The following is a 21,247-nucleotide window of genomic DNA, read 5'->3' as shown; positions in this document are numbered from 1 at the left end:
CATGCCCGCAAAGGGTAAGCACCGTCGTTCCAGGACCAGTTCACTGACCCGCGGCATCATCGCCGTGAGCACGGGCGGAGCCGCTCTGGCCCTCCCCGTGATCGGTGCGACCGGCGCCTTCGCAGCACCGGCCCAGCCGGTCGCCATCGAAAAGGCGTCGACGTCGACTGCTGTGTCCGCAAAGGGAATTGCGGCCAAGAAGTCCGCACCCGTCACCTATTCCGTGATCTTGGGTGACTCCCTCGCCAAGATCGCACGCGGACATTCCGTGAGCGGTGGCTGGCAGGAGCTGTACAAGGACAATCGCGCGGCTGTCGGCGACAACCCCGATCTGATTCGCCCCGGTCTGAAGCTGACCATCGGCGCCAAGGCCGAGAACAAGGCTGCGAAGTCGGGTAAGGCCGAACCCAAGGCCTCCGGCGCCTCGGACCGCGCCGAGAAGAGCGCCGACCGCGCCGACCGTTCGGAGCGCACGAGCACGAAGCTCGCCGCGCAGGGCGCGCCCGCCGCCGCTCCCGCGGCCCAGCCGGCCACGTACACGAACGACCTCGACGGCTGGATCAAGGAGTCGCTGGCGGTCATGGCCGAGCACGGCATCCCCGGCAGCTACGACGGCATCCACCGCAACATCATGCGTGAGTCCTCGGGCAACCCGCTCGCCATCAACAACTGGGACTCGAACGCCGCCGCGGGCATCCCGTCCAAGGGCCTGCTGCAGGTCATCGACCCGACCTTCGAGGCCTACCACGTGCCCGGTACGTCGACCGACAGCTATGACCCGGTCGCCAACATCACCGCAGCGTGCAACTACGCCGCAGACCGGTACGGCTCGATCGACAACGTCTTCGGGGCCTACTGACACACGGCTGTGTGACAGCTGAGCACGATCGACGGGTGGTGCGGGTTCGGACGAATCCGCACCACCCGTCCGTGTGTCCCGGCCTCCTGCGCCGGTCCTACGACTTCAGGTAGTGCAGCACCGCGAGGACCCGGCGGCTGTACTCCGTGGTGCTCGGCAGCTCCAGCTTGTCGAAGACGGAGCCGAGGTGCTTCTCGACCGAACTCAGCGACAGGTGCAGCCGCTGCGCGATGGCGGCGTTGGTGCGGCCCTGCGCCAGTTCCTGCAGGACCGTGCGTTCCCGGGGCGTCAGCCCGGCCAGCGGATCGCTGTGGGTACTGCGGAGCACCAGCTGCCGTACGACCTCCGGGTCGAGCACCACACCTCCCGCCCGGATCCGCTCCAGTGCGTCGAGGAACTCGTCGACCTGCGCGACCCGGTCCTTCAGCAGGTACCCCACCCGCTCGGCGCCCCCTGACAGCAACCGGGCCGCATAGGTGCGCTCGACATGCTGGGACAGCACCAGTACGCCGACCGCCGGCCACCGCTCGCGGATCTCCAGGGCGGCCCGCAGCCCCTCGTCGGTGTGGGTGGGAGGCATCCGGATGTCGACGACGACGAGGTCCGGTGTCCGCGCCCCGGCCTCCTGGATGAGGGACGTTCCGTCGCCCACCGCGGCGAGGACGTCGTGCCCCTCCTCCGCCAGCAGCCGGACGAGGCCCTCCCGGAGCAGCGTCGAGTCCTCGGCGAGCATTACGCGCACAGCAGCTCCGCGGTGATGGTGGTCGGTCCCTTCGGAGGGCTTTCGATGTGCAGCAGGCCGTCGAGCGCGTCGACCCGGCTCCGTAGCCCGGTCAGCCCGCTGCCCGCGGGATCCGCACCGCCGGTGCCGTTGTCCCGGACCCGCACCGACACCCGGTTGCCGTCGCCCCGGACGGTGACGGAGATGTGCGTGGCACCGGAGTGCTTCGCGGCGTTGGTGACCGCCTCCGAGACCACGAAGTACGCGGCGGTCTCCACCGGACGGGGCAGCGGCACCGCGAGATCGAACTCCATGCGCAGCGGGATCACGCACCGCTCGGCCACGCCGCCGAGCGCCTCCTCGAGACCCAGACTGTCCAGTGCCGACGGATAGACCCGCCAGGCCACTTCCCGTAGCTCCGTGAGGACGTCCCTCGACTCCTTGTGCGCCTGTCGCAGCAGCGCTTCGGCCTGTTCCGGCGTCCGGTTGCGGCGGGCGCGGCCCAGGAGCATGGCCAGCGCGACGAGCCGCTGCTGGACGCCGTCGTGCAGATCGCGTTCGATGCGGCGGCGCTCCGTGTCGACCGCTTCGAGGACTCCGGCACGGCTGGCGGCCAGTTCGTCGATGCGCTGCTCCAGCAGTTCCCGCGCGGAGGGCCCGAAGTGTTCACGGGCCAGGCGGGCGTCGAGGGCGTCGAGGGAGACGAGCCCCTGCAGGTCGAGGAAGAGCAGGACACCGCCGAGGGCGGCCTGGGGCAGCAGCTCCTGCCAGCTCGTGGTCGACCGGACCACCCCGGCGGCCAGGAGCCCGGCCAGTACCGCCCCGAACACGAGCAGCCCGGTCACGAAGGCGAACAGGATGCCGGTCCAGGTACGTGCGGCGACGAAGCGCAGGACGGCCCGCCCGGACAGGCTGTGTGCGGGGAACACGTCACCGAAGAAGACACCGCGCCGCCACCGCTCCAGCTCCGCGAGCCCACGGGCCCCACCGGCCAGCAGGGCGAGCGCGCGGCCGTGCGTACGGGGCCACAGGAGGAACGGTCCCAGCGCCGCGCCCGGAACCGCGAAGTACAGCAGGCCCAGGAGCGCGGTGCAGCAGCCGAGCAGGGCGCCGGCGGCTCGGCGCGGAAGCGGGAACGACTGTGCCGCGGGGACGACCCCGGCGCCCCCGGAGTCCCGGAGCGGGCGTGCCGCGTCGTCCATGACGTCCTCCTGCAGGGATACCGGGACAGGCGCGGGCCACACGATACCGGCGGAACATGATCGTGCCGCGGGCGGCCGGGAGCTCACGGGGTACGGCGGTGCTGCCCCCGGTCGCGGGAGCGCAGCCGTACCCCGACGTACCCGGCGAAGGCCACCAGGACGAGAACGACGACGGCCTTGGACAGCACTCCGACGTAGGCCTCCACGGTGTTCCACCGGTCGCCGAGCCAGTAACCGGCCATCACCAGAACCGAGTTCCACATCAGGCTCCCCAGGGCCGTCAGGACGACGAAGAGAGCGAAGGGCATGCGCTCCACGCCGGCCGGTACGGAGATGAGGCTCCGGAACACCGGCACCATGCGGCCGAGCAGCACCGCTTTGGTGCCGTGCCGGGCGAACCACTGCTCCGTACGTTCGAGATCGGCGGGCTGGACCAGCGGCAGCCTCGCCCAGACCGCGTGGACCCGGTCGCGGCCGAAGAGCGTCCCGATTCCGTACAGGACCACGGCGCCCACGACCGAACCGAGCGTCGTCCAGAACAGGGCGGACGTCAGACCGATGACACCCTGTCCGGCCGCGAATCCGGTCAGCGGGAGGATGACCTCGCTCGGCAGCGGCGGGAAGAGGTTCTCCAGGGCGACGGCGAGGCCCGCCCCGGGAGCACCCAGGGTGTCCACGAGATCGGCCGCCCAGCCGGCGATACCGGCAGCGGGTTCCTGGGGGAGGGCAAGCGGTGCGTGATCCATGAGCGGTCTCCTGGCCGGCGGCACGAGACGCGCGGGGTCCGCCACGCCTCTCCAGGAACGCTAGGGAGCGCGGCACGGCGCCGGTACGAGGGTCGCCGTCAAGGCCGTTGGGGTTCACCGCACGGGGCGCCCTGCGGTTTCCCGCAGGGCGGGGCGAGAGCCGGGCAGGGGACCGGTCCCGGCATCGGGCAGGTCCTCGGCTGTGCGCCCGGTGGCTCCGCCGACCGGGCCGGGCGCCGGGCGGCCGCCTTCCGGCAGGGGCGCGTCCGCGCCGTCCGGACCGCTGTGACTGGTCTCGTACAGGTTCGTCGTCCATACTGCCCGCCGTGGAGCAGCGCATAGATTCGAACACCAAGCCCGAGTTCGCCGCGGGAACAGACCCGGCGTACATCCCCGGCCTGACGGCCCCTGCCCCCGCGCGGACGGAGGGGGATGCGGAGAAGGCGGCGGAGGAGTCCGCCGTGCTCGAGAAGGGCGCCGACGGGGACGATTCCACGGCTGTCGCCGACGGGGCGGAGACGCCGCAGGACGCGAAGTCGAAGCCTGACAGCCGGGAAGCGCCGAAAGAGTCCGCGGAGTCCTCGGACACCGCGGAGTCGTCGGACGAGGCGGAGTCGTCGGACGAGGCGGACGGGCCGGTCTTCGAGGTCAGCGACCGGCGCGGATCCATCAGGGTGGCCCGCGAGGGTGTCCGGTTCCGGTTGGACGACCAGGAGGCGGAGTTCGACTGGGCGGAGATCGGCGCGGTCGAGGTCAGGACCGGCCGCTTCGGGCGCCGGTTCACGGTCACGGTGCACCTGTCCAGCCGCCGGTGGTTCAACGCCGAGGTCGAGGCCGGAGCGAGGAGCAGCCTCAAGGAGTGGACGGCGGAACTCGACGCCGTCCTGGACGCCTACTTCGAAGGGGCCTGACCGCGTCCTGCGGCCGTGTGACGGACCGTGCGGCGGGCGGAACACCCGCCCGCCGCACGGTCCGTCGGCGTGCCGGTCAGGCTCCGGCAGCCGCGTCGAGGACCACCGACCGGGTCAGGTGGCGGGGAAGGTCGGGGTCGAGGCCACCGGCCACCGCACGCGCGATCGCCAGGCGTTGGACCCGGACCAGATCGGCCAGCGGGTCCAGGCCGCTCTCGACCCAGCGGGCGCCGGTGGCCAGCACCTGCTCCGCCAGGCCCTGGGGCGCGGAGCCGATCATCCAGGTCGCCGTCCCGGTGGTGGCGATGCTGATCGGACCGTGGCGGTACTCCATCGCCGGGTAGGACTCGGTCCAGGAGAGCGACGCCTCCTTCATCTTGAGCGCCGCCTCGTTGGCGAGACCGACGGTCCAGCCCCGTCCCAGGAAGCTGAACTGGGTGCAGTCCAGCAGTCCTTCGGGCAACGGTTCGGCCAGTGCGGTCTCCGCGTCCCGTACCGCGTCGTCGGTGTGCAGCCCGAGATGGGCACGGAACAGGGTGAGCGCCGTGGTGGCGAAGCGCGTCTGCACGACGGACTTCTCGTCGGCGAAGTCGAGCACGACCACCTCGTCGGCCGCCGTCATCACAGGGGTGTCCGGGTCGGCGGTGACGGCGACGGTGGGTGTGGCGCCGCTCAGCCGGGTCAGCAGGTCGAGCACCTCGGTCGTGGTCCCCGAACGCGTCAGGGCGACGACCCGGTCGTAGCTGCGGCCCATGGGGAACTCCGAGGCGGCGAAGGCGTCGGACTCTCCCTGGCCGGATTCCTCGCGTAGCGCGGCGTAGGCCTGCGCCATGTAGAACGACGTGCCGCAGCCCACGACGGCGATGCGCTCACCGGTCGCGGGCAGGACCGCCGCACGCTCGGCTGCGACCTCCGCGGCGCGACGCCAGCACTCGGGCTGGCCGGCTGTCTCGGTCTCGACATGGGACACGTCTGGGCTCCGCTTCCGCTTCCGCTGTTCGTTCGCGCCTGGGCCGACCCGGGCCGGGTCCGGCCCGGGTGCAAGAAATCTTTGCTTGCGTGTTCAATTTTGCATGTTACCTGGGTCAATCGAGCAAGAACAAGCATGAGGTGGGTGGATCAAGAGCCACTGGTCCAGCTGTTTTCGGCCATGCTCAGCGGGTAGTCGGCTCAATCCGGTTCCGTCGCAACCGGCTGGGTATCTGCCGCGTGAGGCGAGGTCGAAGGGTGAAATTCCGGAGAAAGAGTGGAAAGTCCGCCGCGCTTCAGGGGGCGGGTGACCCCGGACGGTCACCGAGGAGCGACGCGCGGCCGGACGGAGGGGCGGTTTTGCGTCATTGAGCGCTCCAGTTGGCCGAGTTCGAACACGCGGCCGGATCGCTGTCGGCATAATCGGCCCATGTCGATCACGGGTGGGGACGTCGCCGACCTCGGCAGGGGCCTGTATGCCTGGCTGCCGCCGAAGCGGGGCTGGGGGCTGGCCAACTGCGGTCTTCTCGTGTCGCCGCGCGGGGCGCTCTGGATCGACACCCCGTACGACCCCGTGCTGGGCGGACAGTTCCTGGCGGAGAGCGAGAAGCGGCTGCCCGACGGGGTGACCATCGACCGCGTGATCGTCACGCACGCCAACGGGGACCACTTCTGGGGTGCCGGCGTGCTCCCGGACGCCGAGATCATCGCGACGCGCGAGGCGCGGGAGCACATCCACTACGAGCCCACCCCGAAGCAGCAGCACGCACTCGTGGCCGGCAGCGATCCGGCCACACCCCTCGGCGCGTACCTCGGCCGCCACTTCGGCGACTTCGACTGGTCGGCCACCGAACCGGTCCAGCCGACCACGTACTTCACCGGGGAGCTCGAACTGACCCTGGGGGAGTACGCGGTCCAGCTGTCGGCCCTGCCGCCCGCCCACACCACCGGCGACCTGATCGTCCATCTGCCCGCGCAGCGTGCCGTGTTCAGCGGCGACATCATCTTCTCCTCCACAGCGCAGCAGCCGGGCGACCACCCGATCCACTGGGCCGGGCCCCTGAGCAATGTGATCGCGGCCTGCGAACAGGTACTGGCCACGGGCGCCGAGGTGATCGTGCCCGGCCACGGACCGGTCCTCGATCCGGCCGGCGTACGCGAGCACATCGGCTACCTCTCCTACGTACGAGAACGCGCCCACGCCTTCCACGCGGCCGGAGTGCCCGCCATCGAGGCCGCACGCCGTGTGATCGGCGAGGGCCGCCACCCCGCACTGGGCCTGGCCGAGCGGCTGGTGGTGACCATCGGGAGCGAGTACCGGCACCTGGACGGCTCCGAACTCCCCGGCGTCCTGCAGGTGATGTCCGATGTGGCGGCGCTCGCGCACGAGACCGAGCGGGGAACGTCCGGCGGCGAGCCGGAGTGACCGCGGGCCGGAGCGACAGCCTGAAGTCCCGGCGTCCCACGGGGTGCGGGATCTGTCCGACAAGAGAGACACGGTGACGCTGTGGTGGCATGGATCGTGGCGCTGATCGCCGTCATCACGGCGGTGGCAGCCGTCGTACGGGCCCATCAGGCCGGCCTCGACGCATACGGGGCCTCCGCGCGCGCCGAGCTGACCGACCGGCAGGCACGGGCGGCAGAGGCACGCACGCTGGCCCTCACCGAGGAGATACGCCAGCTGGCCGAGAAGCGGATACCCGCCGCGGCGACCGCTCTCTCCCACCCGACCGCACCGGTTCCCGGACTGAGGGAGGCCGCAGGGATCGAGGGCGACGCCGCGCGCCTGCTGACCGAGGCCGTACAGGCCGCGCGCACCGCGGTCATGGAGGAGCGGGGGCGCGTCGACGCCGCCGCCCGGTCGGCCATGCGCGGTACGTCCGCCAAGATCCAGTCACTGCTCAACCAGTCGCAGCACCTGCTGCAGGAGCTCCAGCACGAGTACGACGATCCGCGGATCCTGCAGCTCGACTTCCGCAACGAACTGGCGCTGCGCCGCACCCAGGCCACCGCCGTTCTCTGCGATGCCTGGCCGGGCCTCGCCCGGCAGAACTCCTCGCTCGTCGAAGTCGTGCTCGGAGCCCAGTCCCGGGTCCCGGGATACGAGCGGATCAAGGTCGCCAACCATCTGCGCCAGGAGCGGCTCGCGCTGGTCGCCCGGGCCGCCGAGCCCTTCGCGATCGCCCTCGCCGAACTGCTGGCCAACGCGACGGCGTACTCGCACCCGGACACCGAAGTACCCGTGACGGTCCAGCAGACGGCGGGGCGCGGTGCCCTGGTCCTCGTCGACGACGCCGGGATCGGCATGGACGAGGACGCGCTGAAACGGGCCCGCGCGCTGCTGGCCGGGCCCTCGGAAGTGCTGCTGACCGAGCTGGGGGATCCGCCGCAGACCGGGTTCGCCGTGGTGGGGCGGCTCGTCGCGCGGTACGGCTTCAGCTGCCACATCGAGTCGTCGCCGTACGGGGGCATGCGCACGATGCTGCGCATTCCGGCCCATCTGCTGACCGTGATCGACGACGACCGCACCCTGTCCGTGCTCGCGCCGAAGCCGGTGCAGACGCGTGCGGTCGCGGCCGGTGCGGGTTCCGGTCACGCGGCCGGCGGAGCGCACCCCGGCCCGGCCCGCGAGGAGGCCGGTTCCGCGACCCCCGTCGTCCCCGCGGCCTCCCCGGACGAGCGTCCCGCCGCACTGCCCAGCCGACGCCGTAGAAGCCGCCGGGCGGCCTCCCCGGACGCCGCCACGGCCGCACCGGGCGCGGCGGCGGACGAGCCCGTGCTCCGTACCCCCGAACAGGCAGGAGCGTCCTGGACCGCGCTCCAGCAGGGCACCGTCAGCGGCAGGAGCGCTCCGGCCGCCGCGGAGCCTCCCGCAGCCCCGGCGCCCTCGACGGGGACGGCAGCACCCACAGCCCCGGCGTCCTCGGCCGCCCCGGCCTCAGCAGGGCCGGCCGCCTCAGCATCCTCATCGGACGACCAAGGAGACGACGAGACGTGAGCACCACTCCCACCACCGGTGATCTCGCCTGGGTGCTGACCCCGCTGCTGGAACTGCCCGGTGTGCAGCACGCCGTGGTCGCCACCGGCGACGGGCTCGTCGAGGGCGCGTCGCCCGGCCTGGACCGCGCGTCCGCCGAGCGGGTCGCCGCGATGACAGCCACCCTGCACGCCGCCGCCCGTGCCTTCACCACCGCCTTCACGGAGGCGGAGTCCCCACGGCTGGCACAGACGGTCGTGGAGTCCGAACTGGGCTTCGCCATCGTCGTACCCGCGGGCAGGAACACCACCCTCGCCCTGTTCGCGGCCCCCGACGCGCACCTGGGCAACATCGCGTACCAGATGCAGGTACAGGTGACCGCGCTGACCCGGGCGATGCACGCCCCCACCCGCCTGCCGGACGCTGCCACCCGGCCATGACCCCCGGCCCAGGACGCCGCCTGATTCCCGCATATCTGGTCACCGGTGGCCGTTCCGCGCCCACCGGCCCCGCGCTCGACCGGCTCGCCGTGCTCGTCCGTACGGATGCGGACCTGCCGCCGGGCTCCGGTTCCGAGCAGCGCAGACTGTGTGAACTCCTGGAGCCGGGAGCCCTCACCGTCGTCGAGTGCGCCGCACATCTGGAACTCCCGGTCAGCGCCACCGTCTTCCTGGCCACGGATCTCGTGGCCGCCGGACATCTGCACGCTCGACCACCGATCCCCAGTGCCGGTGAGATCGACCGGTCGCTCGTCGAGAGGCTGCTCGTTGGACTCCGTTCCCTCCACTGACCGGGGCGGCATCGGCTATCTGCCGAGTGCCGCCGAGACCCTGATGAAGCTCGTCGTCACGGGTCCGTTCGGCGTGGGCAAGACGACCCTGATCCGTACCCTGTCGGAGATCCCGACCCTGCACACGGAAGAGGTGATGACGCAGTCCAGCACCGGACTCGACAACACCGCCGGGCTTCCCGACAAGACCACGACCACGGTTGCCATCGACTTCGGCCGGCTGACCGTCCAGGACGATCTGGTGCTCTACATGTTCGGCACCCCGGGCCAGGAGCGCTTCATCCCGCTCTGGGAGGACATCGCGCGCGGCGCCCTCGGCGCCCTCGTGATGGTCGACACCCGCCGCCTCGAGGACTCGTTCGCCGTCATGGACATGGTGGAGGAGCAGGGGCTGCCGTACGCCGTGGCCGTGAACCGCTTCCCCGACGCCCCCGCCCACACCGACGAGGTCCTGCGCAAGCATCTCGACCTCGCCCCGGGCACCCCCCTCGTACAGTGCGACGCCCGTGAACGACGCGGCAGCATCAACGCCCTGATCGCCCTCGCCGAGCATGCGCTGACCTGCCTGCCCACGTCCCAGGACCCGTCATGACCGCGTACACACCGGGCACCGTGCCCGCAGCCCGCACCTCTCCCTACGAGCCGCTCGAGCTGTACGGACCGGGTTTCGCAGCCGATCCGCACGGCCACTACCGTGAACTGCGCGCCCAGGGGCCGCTGGCCCGGGTCCGTATCGCTCCCGGGATCGACGCGCTGCTGGTCACGGACTACCAGGCCGCCGTCGATCTGCTGCGCGACACCGACACCTTCACCAAGGACCCGCGCACCTGGCAGGCGGGCGTGCCGGCCGACTCGCCGGTCCTGCCCGTGCTCGGTTACCGGCCCACCGCGCTCTTCACCGACGGCGCCGTCCACGCCCGGTACCGCGAGGCCATCAACGACACCCTCGCGCTGATCGAGCCGCACCTGCTGAGGACGGAGGTGGCCCGGGTCGCCCAGCAGCTCATCGGCGCCTTCTCGTCCACCGGCAGAGCCGATCTCATCGCCCAGTACGCCAGACTCCTCCCCCTGCACGTCTTCACAGCGGCCTTCGGAGTGCCGCCGGGGGCCAGCGAGCGGATCGTCCGCGGCATTGGCGGAATGATGGACTCGGCCGATGGTGCGGCAGCGGCGTACGCCGATCTCGTCGGCGTCGTGACCAGCCTCGTCGCCGATCGGCGTGCGCGGCCGGGGCGCGACCTGACCACGTATCTGCTCGCGCATCCTGCAGCACTGGACGACGACGAGGCCGTGCGGCAGATCACATTGATCATGAGTGCCGGACACGATCCGACGACCAATCTGATCGGCAACGCACTGCTCCACATGCTCGGCACCGGACACACGGGATCCCTGCACGGCGGCGCGACGACCGCGCACGAAGCGATCGACGAAGTGCTCTGGCGGGACCCGCCGATGGCCAATCTCGGGGCCCACTACCCCCGGCACGACACGGAGTTCCACGGCATCCCTCTCCGCGCGGGGCAACTGCTCCTGGTCTCCTTCGCAGCCGCCAACACACAATCGCTGCCCGGCCTTTCGGACCCTGCGGTGCGTTCCGGAACCGGTGCGCATCTCGCCTGGTCGGCGGGTCCGCACCGATGCCCGGCGAAGCAGCCCGCGCTGCTGATGGCGATGACCGCGATCGAACAGCTCACCAGTCAGCTCTGCGACCTCGAACTGTCCGTCGACGCCGCGGAGCTGATCTGGCGACCCGGGCCCTTCCATCGCGCGCCGGCTCATCTTCCGGTCCGTTTCACCCCTCTCGACACCCTCCCCGAAGCGGACCCCCGTACGGTCCAGGACGGTGTCGATCACGCCGCGAGCCGTGTCGGTGGTACGCCGAACGGGTGAGGGGCGAGAGAATTGCCCGATGAACAGCGAGCGCAGCCGGCGCACAGCCAACCGGCTTACGGACGGGGTGGTTCTGTGAGCAGGTACGACAGGTACGACAGGTACGACGCCACCGACGAACAGTGGGAAGGGCTCGCCCAGGTCGTACCGCTGAGGGGGCGCAACGAATGGCCCTCCCGCGTCGACCACCGCACGGTGCAGGACGAGCGTAATCCGGCCGAACAGCGCCGGCTGGTCGTACTCAGGGTCCAGGTGTTCGCGGACGCGCGCGAGGTGGCCGAGTACCTGGTGGCACAGATTCCGGTGCTGCTCGATCTGACGGGCGCCGAGACCGACGTGGCCAAGCGGATCCTCGACTTCAGCAGCGGCGTGGTCTTCGGACTGGGCAGCGGGATGCACCGCGTCGACCGCAATGTCTTTCTGCTCGCGCCGGTCGGCATGGAGGTCGAGGGGGTCACGGCCGCGGGCGTACCTCAATCGTAGGAAGGTCGTGCGGGCGGAACGGTTCGCCGGCCGGCGGCGTGCGTACGGTCCGCTCATGACTGTGATCACCACGAGGACCACACCCACGCGCACCGGTGTCCAGGTCCGTCCCTTCGTCAGCGAACTGAGGCTCTCCGCCTTCGCCTCGTACCGCCGTGCGGCGATCCCCCTCGGCCCGTTCACCCTTCTGACCGGGGCGAGCGGCAGCGGGAAGACGACTGCCCTTCGCGCGTACGAGGCGCTGGCCGGGCTCGCTTCCGGCGACCCGCTGGAAGAGGTCTTCCCGGACCCCGGGGCCTGGGTGCCCGAACGGGCCGGGGCGGATGCGCAGGGGCGGCGGGGGTTCCGGCTCGGCTGCACGGTGGAGGGCCCGGCCGGTCCGGTGGGACTGGATCTCGCCGTCCAGGCCGAGCCCACCCTCCGCATCGTCGGCGAACGGCTCGTGGACGCCGGCGAGACGCTGCTGACCACGGCCCTGCGGGATCCCAGGCGCTCCGCCGTCCAGGCGGCCTGGCACACCGCGGGCGCGGTACCGGTGACACGGGCCCCGTTCCCCGACGACCGGCTCGGTACGGCGCTGTTGCCGCTGCGGGTCGCGGGAACCACGCCGGGGCAGTTACGGGTGCTGGCCGCAGCCGAGCAGGTGGTGGTGGCGTTGCGGTCGGCCTTCGCCTGCGATCCGCAGCCGCGGCGGATGCGTGCCGCGGTTCCGGTCGGGGAAGGACGGCTGACGACCGCGTGCGACAACCTCGCCGACGTACTCCACCGCACACACACCCAGTGCGCCCAACGGCACGCCCGGCTGGTCGCCACCGCGGACGCCGGGTGCGCGGGACCCGTGACGGGACTGACCGTCGAACACCTCGCGGGCGGAGCCGTACAGGCCAGGGCGGGGCGCGGGGCCGGGCACAGTACGCCCTTGCGCCGCCTCGGCGACGGCGAGCTCAGGTATCTGGCGTTCGCCCTCGTGCTGCTGACCGGCCCCCATGTGCTGGTCGTGGAACCGGCCGCGGAGGTGCCGTCGGCGATGCAGGCGCTCACCGTCCTCGCCGACGGGCTCGACCGGAGCCTGGACGCGCGGCAGACACGTGAACTGCTGGCGCTGGCGTCCTCGATCTGCGCGGACGGTCACATCCGGCTGCTGGGCACCGTCACCGAGGCGACCGCGGCACTGGCCCGCGGGACGGCGGGTGTGACAGTGGTAGACCTGGCACCGTGACGGAATTCGATGTAGCTGAACTGCAGCGGCGGCTGGCCGACTTCGCGGCGGCACGGGCCTGGGAGCAGTACCACACCCCGAAGAATCTGGCGGTCGCGCTGAGCGTCGAGGCCTCCGAACTCCTCGAGATCTTCCAGTGGCTGACACCGGAGCAGTCGGCGCGGGTGATGGAGGATCCCGGCACGGCGCACAGGGTCGTGGACGAGGTCGCCGACGTTCTGGCGTATCTGCTGCAGTTCTGCGAAGTGCTCGGTGTCGACGTGCTGGCGGCGCTGGCGGCCAAGATCGACCGGAACGAAGTGCGCTTCCCGGCGCCGAAACCCACTGAACTCCACGATCGTCACTCTTCGGAGTGATCAACTTCTCGACAATCGACTTCCTGTCCACAGATTTCCGATTTCCTCTGGCATTTCGGTGCCGCTCACCTCACTGTGGGTAATGAAGAAGGTGAGCGGGTTTTCGCGACGACGGGGGAATCACATGGAAGCGGAGCGGCTTATCGAGGCCGGACGACGAGCCCTCGCGGCGAGCCGGGGAACCCCGGCCATCATGGCGGAGGCCTGGCAGGCGCAGGCCCTCGCCCGGACGGTCGGCGGACAGCTGGTGCGCTGCGGACCGGCTGAGTTACGGACCGACGCGCGCGGGCTCAGCGAGATCGGCGGACGGGGCGCCGCGGTGCTCGACCACCCGATGGTGCCGGCCGGTGCCGCACGGGCGGCACAGCTCACCGAAGTGACCGATGTGCCACGCGCGTTGGGCGCACTCGGCCTGCTCCTCGGTGATGTGGGCATCGCACTCGTCGGCGTTGCCTGCGATACGGAGGAGGACGGGCTCTACTGGCAGTGCATCGAGGCGATAGACGCCGTCGACGAATCGATCGACAGGGTGTACGGGATGCTCAGACGGCTCGCCGAGCAGGAGCAGGAGCGGGAACAGGAGCAGGGCCGGGAGCGTGACGGTCCGTACGGAGTGATCCGCGGCCCTGCCGGCTTCGTGGCCGGGCAGTCATGAGCAGCCGGGAAGTCATGGGCCCCGTCCGAAGGTGCAGGATGGAGGCATGGATCTTCGAATCTTCACCGAGCCCCAGCAAGGGGCCGATTACGACACCCTGCTGACAGTCGCCAAGGCCACCGAGGATCTCGGCTTCGACGCCTTCTACCGCTCGGACCACTATCTCCGCATGGGCTCCGGGGACGGACTGCCCGGACCGACCGACGCGTGGATCACCCTGGCCGGTCTTGCCCGCGAAACCAAGCGGATCCGGCTCGGCACGCTGATGACGGCAGGCACCTTCCGGCTGCCCGGAGTGCTGGCCATCCAGGTGGCCCAGGTCGACCGGATGTCCGGTGGCCGGGTCGAGCTGGGCCTGGGCGCGGGCTGGTTCGAGGCGGAGCACAAGGCGTACGGCATTCCGTTCCCGAAGGAGAAGTTCGGCCGCCTCGAGGAGCAGCTGGCGATCATCACCGGCCTGTGGGAGACCGAGGTCGGCAAGACCTTCACCTACGACGGCACGTACTACCAGCTCACCGACTCACCCGCGCTTCCCAAGCCGGCCCAGGCCAAGGTGCCTGTCCTGATCGGCGGGCACGGTGCGGTACGCACCCCGCGGCTGGCCGCACAGTACGCGGACGAGTTCAACATCCCCTTCGCGTCGATCGAGGACAGCGAGAAGCAGTTCGGCCGTGTCCGGGAGGCAGCGAAGGCGGCCGGCCGTGCCCCGGACGACCTGGTGTACTCCAACGCCCTGGTGGTCTGCGCCGGGAAGAACGACGCGGAGGTGGCCCGGCGGGCTGCCGCGATCGGAAGGGACGTCGAGGATCTCAAGGCGAACGGCCTGGCGGGCTCGCCCGACGAGGTGGTCGACAAGATCGGCCAGTACGCCGCGATCGGAGCGTCCCGGATCTACCTGCAGATCCTCGACCTGCACGACCTGGAACACCTGGAGCTGATCTCGTCGCAGGTCCAGGCCCAGCTGAGTTGACGGGAAGGAACAGCTGTGCAATCCGCCCGGACTCCTCACGAGCCGACCGGCCGCACCCTCGGCGACGCGCTCGCCGAAGGCACCGTTCTGCTGGACGGCGGTCTCTCCAACCAACTGGGGGCGCAGGGGTGCGATCTGTCCGACGCCCTGTGGTCGGCCCGGCTCCTGGCCGACGCGCCCCAGCAGATCGAGGCGGCCCACGCGGCCTACGCACGGGCGGGTGCGCAGGTGCTCATCACGGCCAGTTACCAGGCGACGTTCGAAGGGTTCGGGCGGCGCGGGATCGGGCGGGACCGGGCCGCGGAGCTGATGGCCGGCAGCGTGGAGCTGGCACGCCGGGCCGGGGCGGGGACAGGGCGGGAGCTCTGGGTCGCGGCCTCCGTCGGACCGTACGGGGCGATGCTCGCGGACGGCAGCGAGTACCGCGGCCGCTACGGGCTGAGCGTCCCCGAGCTGGAGCGCTTCCACCGCCCCAGGGTGGAGACGCTGGCTGCGGCGGGCCCCGATGTGCTGGCCCTGGAGACGGTGCCGGACATCGACGAGGCCGAGGCGCTGCTGCGGGCGGTTCAGGACTGCGCCGTCCCTGTCTGGCTCTCCTACTGCGTGGCGGGTGACCGGACCAGGGCGGGCCAGCCGATCGAGGAGGCCTTCGGGATCGCCACGGGCAACGACCAGGTGGTGGCCGTCGGGGTCAACTGCTGCGACCCGGCGGACGCGGAGCGTGCGGTGGAGGTGGCGGCGGCCGTGACCGGGAAGCCCGTCGTCGTCTACCCGAACAGCGGCGAGGTGTGGGATGCCGAGGGCCGGAGGTGGACCGGGGAGAACACCTTCGACCCGGGGCGGGTGCGCGCCTGGCAGCGGGCCGGCGCCCGGCTCATCGGGGGCTGCTGCCGGGTCGGCCCCTCCGAGATCGCAGAGCTGGCCGCGCTGCCAGGACGGACCGGAGGCGAAAATGCCTGGTAGGGGGTGGGGTGCAGGGCCATACTCGGACGGGTGTTCCTGACTATCAGCACGACCGGCACCCCTGAGCGTCCCGCCACCGATCTCGGCTTTCTGCTGCACAAGCATCCCGAGAAGGCGCAGACGTTCTCCACCTCTCACGGCACCGCGCACGTCTTCTACCCCGAGGCATCCGTGGAGCGCTGCACGGCCGCGCTCCTGCTGGAGGTGGATCCGGTGGCGCTGGTGCGGCGAGGCAAGGGCAAGGGCCGGGGCGGTGCCCCCGACGCGGCGCTCGCGCAGTACGTCAACGACCGGCCCTACGCGGCCTCGTCCCTTCTCTCGGTCGCGATGACGACGGTCTTCAAGTCCGCGCTGAACGGGGTGTGCCGCGCCATGCCCGAGCGGGTCCAGGAGCTCCTGCCGCTGCGCATCGAGGTGCCCGCGCTGCCGGCCCGCGGCGGCGTCGAACTGGTGGAGAAGCTCTTCGGGCCGCTCGGTTGGAGGAGCGTCGACGCCGTAGCCGTACCGCTGGACGGGAAGTTCCCGGAGTGGGGTGACTCGCGCTACGTACGGCTCGCGCTGGAGGGGGAGTTGCGGCTCGCCGACGCCCTGCGCCAGCTCTATGTGCTGTTGCCGGTGCTCGACGACGCCAAGCACTACTGGGTGGCGCCCGACGAGGTGGACAAGCTGCTGCGGGCGGGCGAGGGCTGGCTGGCCGAGCACCCCGAGCAGCGGCTGATCACCAGCCGGTACCTCTCCCGCCGTTGGGGTCTGACCCGGCAGGCGATGGAACGGCTCGAACTGGTGCGGCTCGCCGAGTCCGACGACCTGGAGGTGGAGAGCGTCGACAACGCCGTGGACGAGACCACCGACACCGAGGAGAAGCCGGTGCCGCTCGCCGAGCAGCGCCGTGCGGCGATCCTGGAGGCACTGCGCGCCGCCGGGGCGAGCCGGGTGCTCGACCTGGGCTGCGGACAGGGCCAGTTGGTGCAGGCGCTGCTCAAGGACGTGCGGTTCACGGAGATCGTCGGGGTCGACGTGTCGATGCGTGCCCTGACGATCGCCTCGCGCAGGCTGAAGCTGGACCGGATGGGGGAGCGGCAGGCCGGCCGGGTCACGCTCCGCCAGGGCGCACTCACGTACACCGACAAGCAGCTCAAGGGATACGACGCCGCGGTGCTCAGCGAGGTGATCGAGCACCTCGACCTGCCTCGGCTGCCCGCGCTGGAGTACGCGGTGTTCGGTTCGGCGCGGCCGCAGACCGTGCTCGTGACCACGCCGAACGTCGAGTACAACGTCCGCTGGGAAACGCTCCCGGCCGGACACGTGCGCCACGGCGACCACCGTTTCGAATGGACCAGGGAGGAATTCCGCTCCTGGGCCCGGCAGGTGTCCGAGCGTCACGGCTACGGCGTCGCGTTCGTACCCGTGGGGCCGGACGACCCCGAAGTGGGGCCGCCCACACAGATGGCTGTCTTCACGAGGTCCGCGGGGAAGGACGCGACCGGAGAGAAGGCCGGTGCGGAGACCGGCCGGATGACGGACGGGAAGGCCGGCACGGAGACCGGCCGGATGACAGACGAGAAGACGAAGGAGGCGAAGGCCGCATGACCAGTACCTCTCGCACACTGCCGGTGACCGACCTCTCCCTCGTGGTGCTCATCGGCGCCAGCGGATCGGGCAAGTCCACCTTCGCCCGCAAGCACTTCAAGCCCACCGAGATCGTCTCCTCGGACTTCTGCCGCGGCCTCGTCGCCGACGACGAGAACGACCAGAGCGCGAGCCGTGACGCCTTCGACGTCCTGCACTTCATCGCGGGCAAGCGCCTCGCCGCCGGACGGCTCACCGTCGTCGACGCCACCAACGTGCAGGCAGAGAGCCGCAAGCAGCTCGTGCAGCTGGCCCGGGAGCACGACGTGCTGCCCATCGCCGTCGTGCTCGACCTGCCCGAGGAGGTCTGCCTCGCGCGCAACGCGAAGCGGCCCGACCGCGCGGACATGCCGCGCCATGTCGTCCAGCGCCACCGGCGTGAGCTGCGCCGTTCGCTGCGCGGACTGGAGCGCGAGGGCTTCCGCAAGGTGCACGTCCTGCGCACCGAGGAGGAGGCCGACAGCGCCGAAGTCGTCCTGGAGCGCCGCTACAACGACCTCCGCCACCTCACCGGTCCCTTCGACATCATCGGTGACATCCACGGCTGCAACTCCGAGCTGGAGTCCCTGCTCGGCAAGCTCGGATACACCGACGGCGCGCACCCCGACGGGCGCACCGCCGTGTTCGTCGGCGACCTCGTCGACCGCGGTCCCGACAGCCCCGGTGTGCTGCGCCGCGTCATGTCCATGGTGTCGGCGGGCAACGCCCTGTGTGTCCCGGGCAACCACGAGAACAAGCTCGGCCGGTACCTCAAGGGGAGGCAGGTCCAGGTCAGATACGGACTCGCCGAGACCATCGAGCAGCTGGAGCGGGAGGACGCGAAGGACCCGGAGTTCCGCGAGCAGGTGAAGGAGTTCATCGACGGGCTGGTCAGCCACTACGTCCTGGACGGCGGCAAGCTGGTCGTCTGCCACGCGGGGCTGCCCGAGAAGTACCACGGGCGCACCTCGGGGCGGGTCCGTTCGCACGCGCTGTACGGGGACACGACCGGCGAGACCGACGAGTTCGGCCTGCCCGTGCGCTACCCGTGGGCGGAGGACTACCGCGGCCGCGCGGCCGTGGTCTACGGACACACCCCGGTGCCCACCACCTCCTGGGTCAACAACACCCTGTGCCTGGACACCGGAGCCGTCTTCGGCGGGAAGATGACCGCGCTGCGCTGGCCGGAGCGCGAGATCGTCGACGTACCGGCCGAGCAGGTCTGGTACGAGCCCGTGAAGCCCCTGACCACCGAGGCCCCCGGGGGCCGTGAGGGGCGCCCGCTCGACCTCGCCGACGTGCAGGGCCGCCGCATCGTGGAGACCCGCCACATGGGCCGCGTCGCGGTGCGCGAGGAGAACGCGGCGGCGGCCCTCGAGGTGATGAGCCGGTTCGCCGTCGACCCGAGGCTGCTGGCCTACCTCCCGCCGACCATGGCCCCGACCGCGACGTCCCACGAGGAGGGCTTCCTGGAGCATCCGGCCGAGGCCTTCGCCCAGTACCGGGCGGACGGCGTCACCAAGGTCGTCTGCGAGGAGAAGCACATGGGCTCGCGTGCGGTGGCCCTGGTCTGCCGCGACGCGGACGCGGCCCGTGAGCGCTTCGGTGCCGAGGGCCCCACCGGGGCGCTGCACACCCGTACCGGCCGGCCGTTCCTGGACGACGTGGCGCTCACCGAAGTGATCCTCGGCAGGCTCCGCACGGCCGTCACCGCAGCCGGCCTCTGGGAGGAGTGGAACACGGACTGGGTGCTGCTGGACGCCGAGCTGATGCCCTGGTCCCTCAAGGCGGCCGGGCTACTGCGCTCGCAGTACGCGGCGGTCGGCGCCGCGTCGGGCGCGGTCCTTCCCGTGGCGGGCGAGGCCCTGGCCGCGGCGGCTGCCCGCGGTGTGGACGTCGGCGCTCTCGCCGGACGTCAGCAGGAGCGTGCCGCGGACGCTGCGGCCTTCACCGAGGCCTACCGCCGCTACTGCTGGAGCACCGAGGGACTCGACGGTGTCCGCCTCGCGCCGTTCCAGATCCTCGCCGTGCAGGGCCGCTCACTCGCCTCCGTACCGCACGACGAGCAGCTGGCCTGGCTGGACCGCCTGGTGGAGCACGACCCGACCGGGCTGCTCCAGGTCACCCGGCGCCTCGTCGTCGACACAGGGGACGAGGACTCCGTGCGCGCCGGCATCGACTGGTGGCTGGAGATGACCGGGCGCGGCGGTGAGGGCATGGTCGTCAAGCCGCTCGGCGCTCTCGTCAGGGACGGGAAGGGCAGGCTGGTCCAGCCGGGCGTCAAGGTGCGCGGCCGGGAGTACCTGCGGATCATCTACGGGCCCGAGTACACGCGTCCGGAAAATCTGGACCGGCTGCGTTCGCGGTTCCTCGGCCACAAGCGGTCGCTGGCCCTGCGGGAGTACGCCCTCGGCCTGGAGGCCCTGGACCGGCTGGCCGACGGAGAGCCCCTGTGGAGGATCCACGAAGCGGTCTTCGCGGTACTGGCCCTGGAGTCCGAGCCGGTCGACCCCCGGCTGTAGCTCCCGGCCGGGGCCGGGAACCGGTTGGCCGTTCGCGGGGTGAACGGTGCTCCGCGCGGTGAGGATGGAGACATGGGATTCCATGTCGATTCCGAGGCCGGGCGGCTGCGCCGCGTCATCCTGCACCGCCCCGATCTGGAGCTGAAGCGGCTCACCCCCAGCAACAAGGACGCGCTTCTGTTCGACGACGTGCTGTGGGTGCGCCGCGCCAGGGAGGAGCACGACGGCTTCGCCGATGTCCTGCGCGACCGCGGTGTGGAGGTCCACCTCTTCGGTGACCTGCTCCGTGAATCCCTCGACATCCCGGTGGCGCGGCGGCTCGTGCTCGACCGGGTGTTCGAGGAAAAGGAGTACGGGCCGCTCGCCACCGAGCACCTGCGTGCCGTCTTCGAGGAGCTGTCGGCCGCCGAACTGACCGAGGCGCTGGTCGGCGGGATGACGAAGCGGGAGTTCCTGGAGCGGCACGCCGAGCCGACGTCCGTCCGCTTCCATGTCATGGACCTGGACGACTTCCTCCTCAACCCGCTGCCCAACCACCTCTTCACCCGCGACACCTCGGCATGGATCTACGACGGGGTGTCCATCAACGCGATGCGCTGGCCGGCCAGGCAGCGCGAGACCGTGCACTTCGAGGCCATCTACCGGCACCATCCGCTGTTCACCGGCCCGGAAGCAGGCGTCTTCCACCACTGGTCCGAGGGGCAGCACGACTACCCGTCCACCATCGAGGGCGGCGACGTCCTCGTGATCGGCCGGGGTGCCGTCCTTATCGGGATGAGCGAGCGCACCACTCCGCAGGCCGTGGAGATGCTCGCCAGGGGTCTCTTCGACACCGGGTCGGCCCGGACGATCGTGGCGCTCGACATGCCCAAGCGCCGCGCGTTCATGCACCTCGACACGGTGATGACGATGATCGACGGGGACACGTTCACGCAGTACGCCGGGCTGGGGATGCTCCGTTCCTACACGATCGAGCCTGGCAGCGGCCCCCGGGAGCTGAAGGTCACCGACCACCCGCCCGAGCACATGCACCGGGCCATCGCCGCCGCGCTGGGCCTGGACGGGATCAGGGTCCTCACCGCCACCCAGGACGTCCACGCGGCCGAGCGCGAGCAGTGGGACGACGGCTGCAACGTCCTGGCCGTGGAACCCGGGGTCGTCGTCGCGTACGAGCGCAACGCCACCACCAACACCTTTCTGCGCAAGGAGGGCATCGAGGTCATCGAGATCCGCGGCAGTGAGCTGGGGCGGGGCAGAGGCGGTCCGCGCTGTATGAGCTGCCCGGTGGTGCGCGACCCGGTGTGAGCGACCGACCGACCGAATGAGCGGCCCGGCGGTGCGCGACACCGATTTCCAGGGGCAACAGGGCACCCCACCATCTCTGTATATCAATGCGTAGTCTC

Annotated in this window: 21 protein-coding genes; 17 read left to right on the top strand and 4 right to left on the bottom strand. The window is 71.0% G+C overall.

The window, feature by feature from the left end:
- The first annotated feature begins 1 nt into the window (after position 1).
- Entirely contained in the window at positions 2 to 859 is an 858-nt protein-coding gene (locus OG844_RS17930; RefSeq protein WP_406391477.1) for a transglycosylase SLT domain-containing protein, read from the top strand.
- Positions 860 to 956: 97 nt separating this feature from the next.
- On the opposite strand, the gene OG844_RS17925 is transcribed toward OG844_RS17930, so the two are convergent.
- The 3 genes from OG844_RS17925 to OG844_RS17915 form a co-directional block, all read right to left on the bottom strand.
- Positions 957 to 1,592 (bottom strand): response regulator, encoded by a 636-nt coding sequence (locus OG844_RS17925; RefSeq protein WP_406396175.1) that lies wholly within the window; start codon positions 1,590 to 1,592, stop codon positions 957 to 959.
- Entirely contained in the window at positions 1,592 to 2,782 is a 1,191-nt protein-coding gene (locus OG844_RS17920) for a sensor histidine kinase (RefSeq protein ID WP_406391475.1), read from the bottom strand. The genes OG844_RS17925 and OG844_RS17920 overlap by 1 nt, the downstream gene beginning before the upstream one ends.
- Positions 2,783 to 2,865: 83 nt before the next feature.
- Entirely contained in the window at positions 2,866 to 3,528 is a 663-nt protein-coding gene (locus OG844_RS17915; protein ID WP_406391473.1) for a DedA family protein, read from the bottom strand.
- A 326-nt stretch (positions 3,529 to 3,854) separates the two neighbouring features.
- Here OG844_RS17915 and OG844_RS17910 point away from each other — a divergent pair, with 326 nt between their 5' ends.
- Positions 3,855 to 4,439, top strand: coding sequence for a hypothetical protein (locus tag OG844_RS17910; protein ID WP_406391471.1), 585 nt, complete (start codon positions 3,855 to 3,857; stop codon positions 4,437 to 4,439).
- Positions 4,440 to 4,515: 76 nt separating this feature from the next.
- Here the strand turns inward: OG844_RS17910 and OG844_RS17905 are convergent, their stop codons facing one another.
- Positions 4,516 to 5,409 (bottom strand): SIS domain-containing protein, encoded by an 894-nt coding sequence (locus OG844_RS17905; protein ID WP_406391470.1) that lies wholly within the window; start codon positions 5,407 to 5,409, stop codon positions 4,516 to 4,518.
- A gap of 429 nt (positions 5,410 to 5,838) precedes the next feature.
- Between OG844_RS17905 and OG844_RS17900 the strand changes: the two genes are divergently transcribed.
- The 15 genes from OG844_RS17900 to OG844_RS17830 all read left to right on the top strand — a co-directional run bounded on the left by OG844_RS17900 (position 5,839) and on the right by OG844_RS17830 (position 21,149).
- Positions 5,839 to 6,834 carry an MBL fold metallo-hydrolase gene (locus OG844_RS17900; protein ID WP_406391468.1) on the top strand — a complete coding sequence of 332 codons (996 nt, stop codon included), beginning with the start codon at positions 5,839 to 5,841 and terminating at the stop codon, positions 6,832 to 6,834.
- Between the two features lie 81 nt (positions 6,835 to 6,915).
- Positions 6,916 to 8,406, top strand: a complete 1,491-nt coding sequence (locus tag OG844_RS17895) for an ATP-binding protein (RefSeq protein WP_406391466.1) — start codon at positions 6,916 to 6,918, stop codon at positions 8,404 to 8,406.
- Positions 8,403 to 8,825, top strand: a complete 423-nt coding sequence (locus OG844_RS17890; RefSeq protein WP_383186594.1) for a roadblock/LC7 domain-containing protein — start codon at positions 8,403 to 8,405, stop codon at positions 8,823 to 8,825. Before OG844_RS17895 ends, OG844_RS17890 begins: the two co-directional genes overlap by 4 nt.
- Complete coding sequence (locus OG844_RS17885) at positions 8,822 to 9,175, top strand: DUF742 domain-containing protein (protein WP_351167622.1); 354 nt, start codon at positions 8,822 to 8,824, stop codon at positions 9,173 to 9,175. Before OG844_RS17890 ends, OG844_RS17885 begins: the two co-directional genes overlap by 4 nt.
- Positions 9,153 to 9,767 (top strand): GTP-binding protein, encoded by a 615-nt coding sequence (locus OG844_RS17880; RefSeq protein WP_406391463.1) that lies wholly within the window; start codon positions 9,153 to 9,155, stop codon positions 9,765 to 9,767. Before OG844_RS17885 ends, OG844_RS17880 begins: the two co-directional genes overlap by 23 nt.
- Entirely contained in the window at positions 9,764 to 11,068 is a 1,305-nt protein-coding gene (locus tag OG844_RS17875; protein ID WP_406391461.1) for a cytochrome P450, read from the top strand. The genes OG844_RS17880 and OG844_RS17875 overlap by 4 nt, the downstream gene beginning before the upstream one ends.
- Before the next feature lie 75 nt (positions 11,069 to 11,143).
- A complete protein-coding gene (locus OG844_RS17870; protein WP_406391459.1) occupies positions 11,144 to 11,551 on the top strand; it encodes a cell division protein SepF in 408 nt (135 codons plus the stop codon).
- A 55-nt stretch (positions 11,552 to 11,606) separates the two neighbouring features.
- Complete coding sequence (locus tag OG844_RS17865; protein WP_406391457.1) at positions 11,607 to 12,770, top strand: ATP-binding protein; 1,164 nt, start codon at positions 11,607 to 11,609, stop codon at positions 12,768 to 12,770.
- Positions 12,767 to 13,126, top strand: a complete 360-nt coding sequence (locus OG844_RS17860) for a nucleotide pyrophosphohydrolase (protein ID WP_406391455.1) — start codon at positions 12,767 to 12,769, stop codon at positions 13,124 to 13,126. Before OG844_RS17865 ends, OG844_RS17860 begins: the two co-directional genes overlap by 4 nt.
- A 124-nt stretch (positions 13,127 to 13,250) precedes the next feature.
- The gene (locus OG844_RS17855; protein ID WP_406391453.1) at positions 13,251 to 13,781 is read left to right on the top strand and encodes a DUF6099 family protein; all 531 of its coding nucleotides are present in this window, start codon (positions 13,251 to 13,253) and stop codon (positions 13,779 to 13,781) included.
- A 46-nt stretch (positions 13,782 to 13,827) separates the two neighbouring features.
- A complete protein-coding gene (locus OG844_RS17850) occupies positions 13,828 to 14,751 on the top strand; it encodes an LLM class F420-dependent oxidoreductase (protein WP_406391451.1) in 924 nt (307 codons plus the stop codon).
- Between the two features lie 15 nt (positions 14,752 to 14,766).
- A complete protein-coding gene (gene mmuM, locus OG844_RS17845) occupies positions 14,767 to 15,714 on the top strand; it encodes a homocysteine S-methyltransferase (RefSeq protein WP_406391449.1) in 948 nt (315 codons plus the stop codon).
- Positions 15,715 to 15,744: 30 nt separating this feature from the next.
- The gene (locus tag OG844_RS17840; RefSeq protein ID WP_406391448.1) at positions 15,745 to 17,304 is read left to right on the top strand and encodes a 3' terminal RNA ribose 2'-O-methyltransferase Hen1; all 1,560 of its coding nucleotides are present in this window, start codon (positions 15,745 to 15,747) and stop codon (positions 17,302 to 17,304) included.
- Positions 17,301 to 19,844: a polynucleotide kinase-phosphatase gene (locus tag OG844_RS17835; protein WP_406391447.1), complete on the top strand. Its 2,544-nt coding sequence runs from the start codon at positions 17,301 to 17,303 to the stop codon at positions 19,842 to 19,844. Before OG844_RS17840 ends, OG844_RS17835 begins: the two co-directional genes overlap by 4 nt.
- Before the next feature lie 72 nt (positions 19,845 to 19,916).
- Positions 19,917 to 21,149, top strand: coding sequence for an arginine deiminase (locus OG844_RS17830; protein WP_406391445.1), 1,233 nt, complete (start codon positions 19,917 to 19,919; stop codon positions 21,147 to 21,149).
- The last annotated feature ends 98 nt before the right edge of the window (positions 21,150 to 21,247 follow it).

The sequence above is a fragment of the Streptomyces sp. NBC_00887 genome, assembly GCF_045207585.1.
Note: the sequence above shows the minus strand (reverse complement) of the source record. Positions and strands in the feature narration are given on the sequence as shown.

Excerpts from the sequence above, each read along its gene's own strand:
- OG844_RS17930 (WP_406391477.1), top strand. The coding sequence starts at position 2 with ATGCCCGCAAAGGGTAAGCACCGTCGTTCCAGGACCAGTTCACTGACC.
- OG844_RS17925 (WP_406396175.1), bottom strand. The coding sequence starts at position 1,592 with ATGCTCGCCGAGGACTCGACGCTGCTCCGGGAGGGCCTCGTCCGGCTG.
- OG844_RS17920 (WP_406391475.1), bottom strand. The coding sequence starts at position 2,782 with ATGGACGACGCGGCACGCCCGCTCCGGGACTCCGGGGGCGCCGGGGTC.
- OG844_RS17915 (WP_406391473.1), bottom strand. The coding sequence starts at position 3,528 with ATGGATCACGCACCGCTTGCCCTCCCCCAGGAACCCGCTGCCGGTATC.
- OG844_RS17900 (WP_406391468.1), top strand. The coding sequence starts at position 5,839 with ATGTCGATCACGGGTGGGGACGTCGCCGACCTCGGCAGGGGCCTGTAT.
- OG844_RS17885 (WP_351167622.1), top strand. The coding sequence starts at position 8,822 with ATGACCCCCGGCCCAGGACGCCGCCTGATTCCCGCATATCTGGTCACC.
- OG844_RS17875 (WP_406391461.1), top strand. The coding sequence starts at position 9,764 with ATGACCGCGTACACACCGGGCACCGTGCCCGCAGCCCGCACCTCTCCC.
- OG844_RS17865 (WP_406391457.1), top strand. The coding sequence starts at position 11,607 with ATGACTGTGATCACCACGAGGACCACACCCACGCGCACCGGTGTCCAG.
- OG844_RS17855 (WP_406391453.1), top strand. The coding sequence starts at position 13,251 with ATGGAAGCGGAGCGGCTTATCGAGGCCGGACGACGAGCCCTCGCGGCG.
- OG844_RS17850 (WP_406391451.1), top strand. The coding sequence starts at position 13,828 with ATGGATCTTCGAATCTTCACCGAGCCCCAGCAAGGGGCCGATTACGAC.
- OG844_RS17835 (WP_406391447.1), top strand. The coding sequence starts at position 17,301 with ATGACCAGTACCTCTCGCACACTGCCGGTGACCGACCTCTCCCTCGTG.
- OG844_RS17830 (WP_406391445.1), top strand. The coding sequence starts at position 19,917 with ATGGGATTCCATGTCGATTCCGAGGCCGGGCGGCTGCGCCGCGTCATC.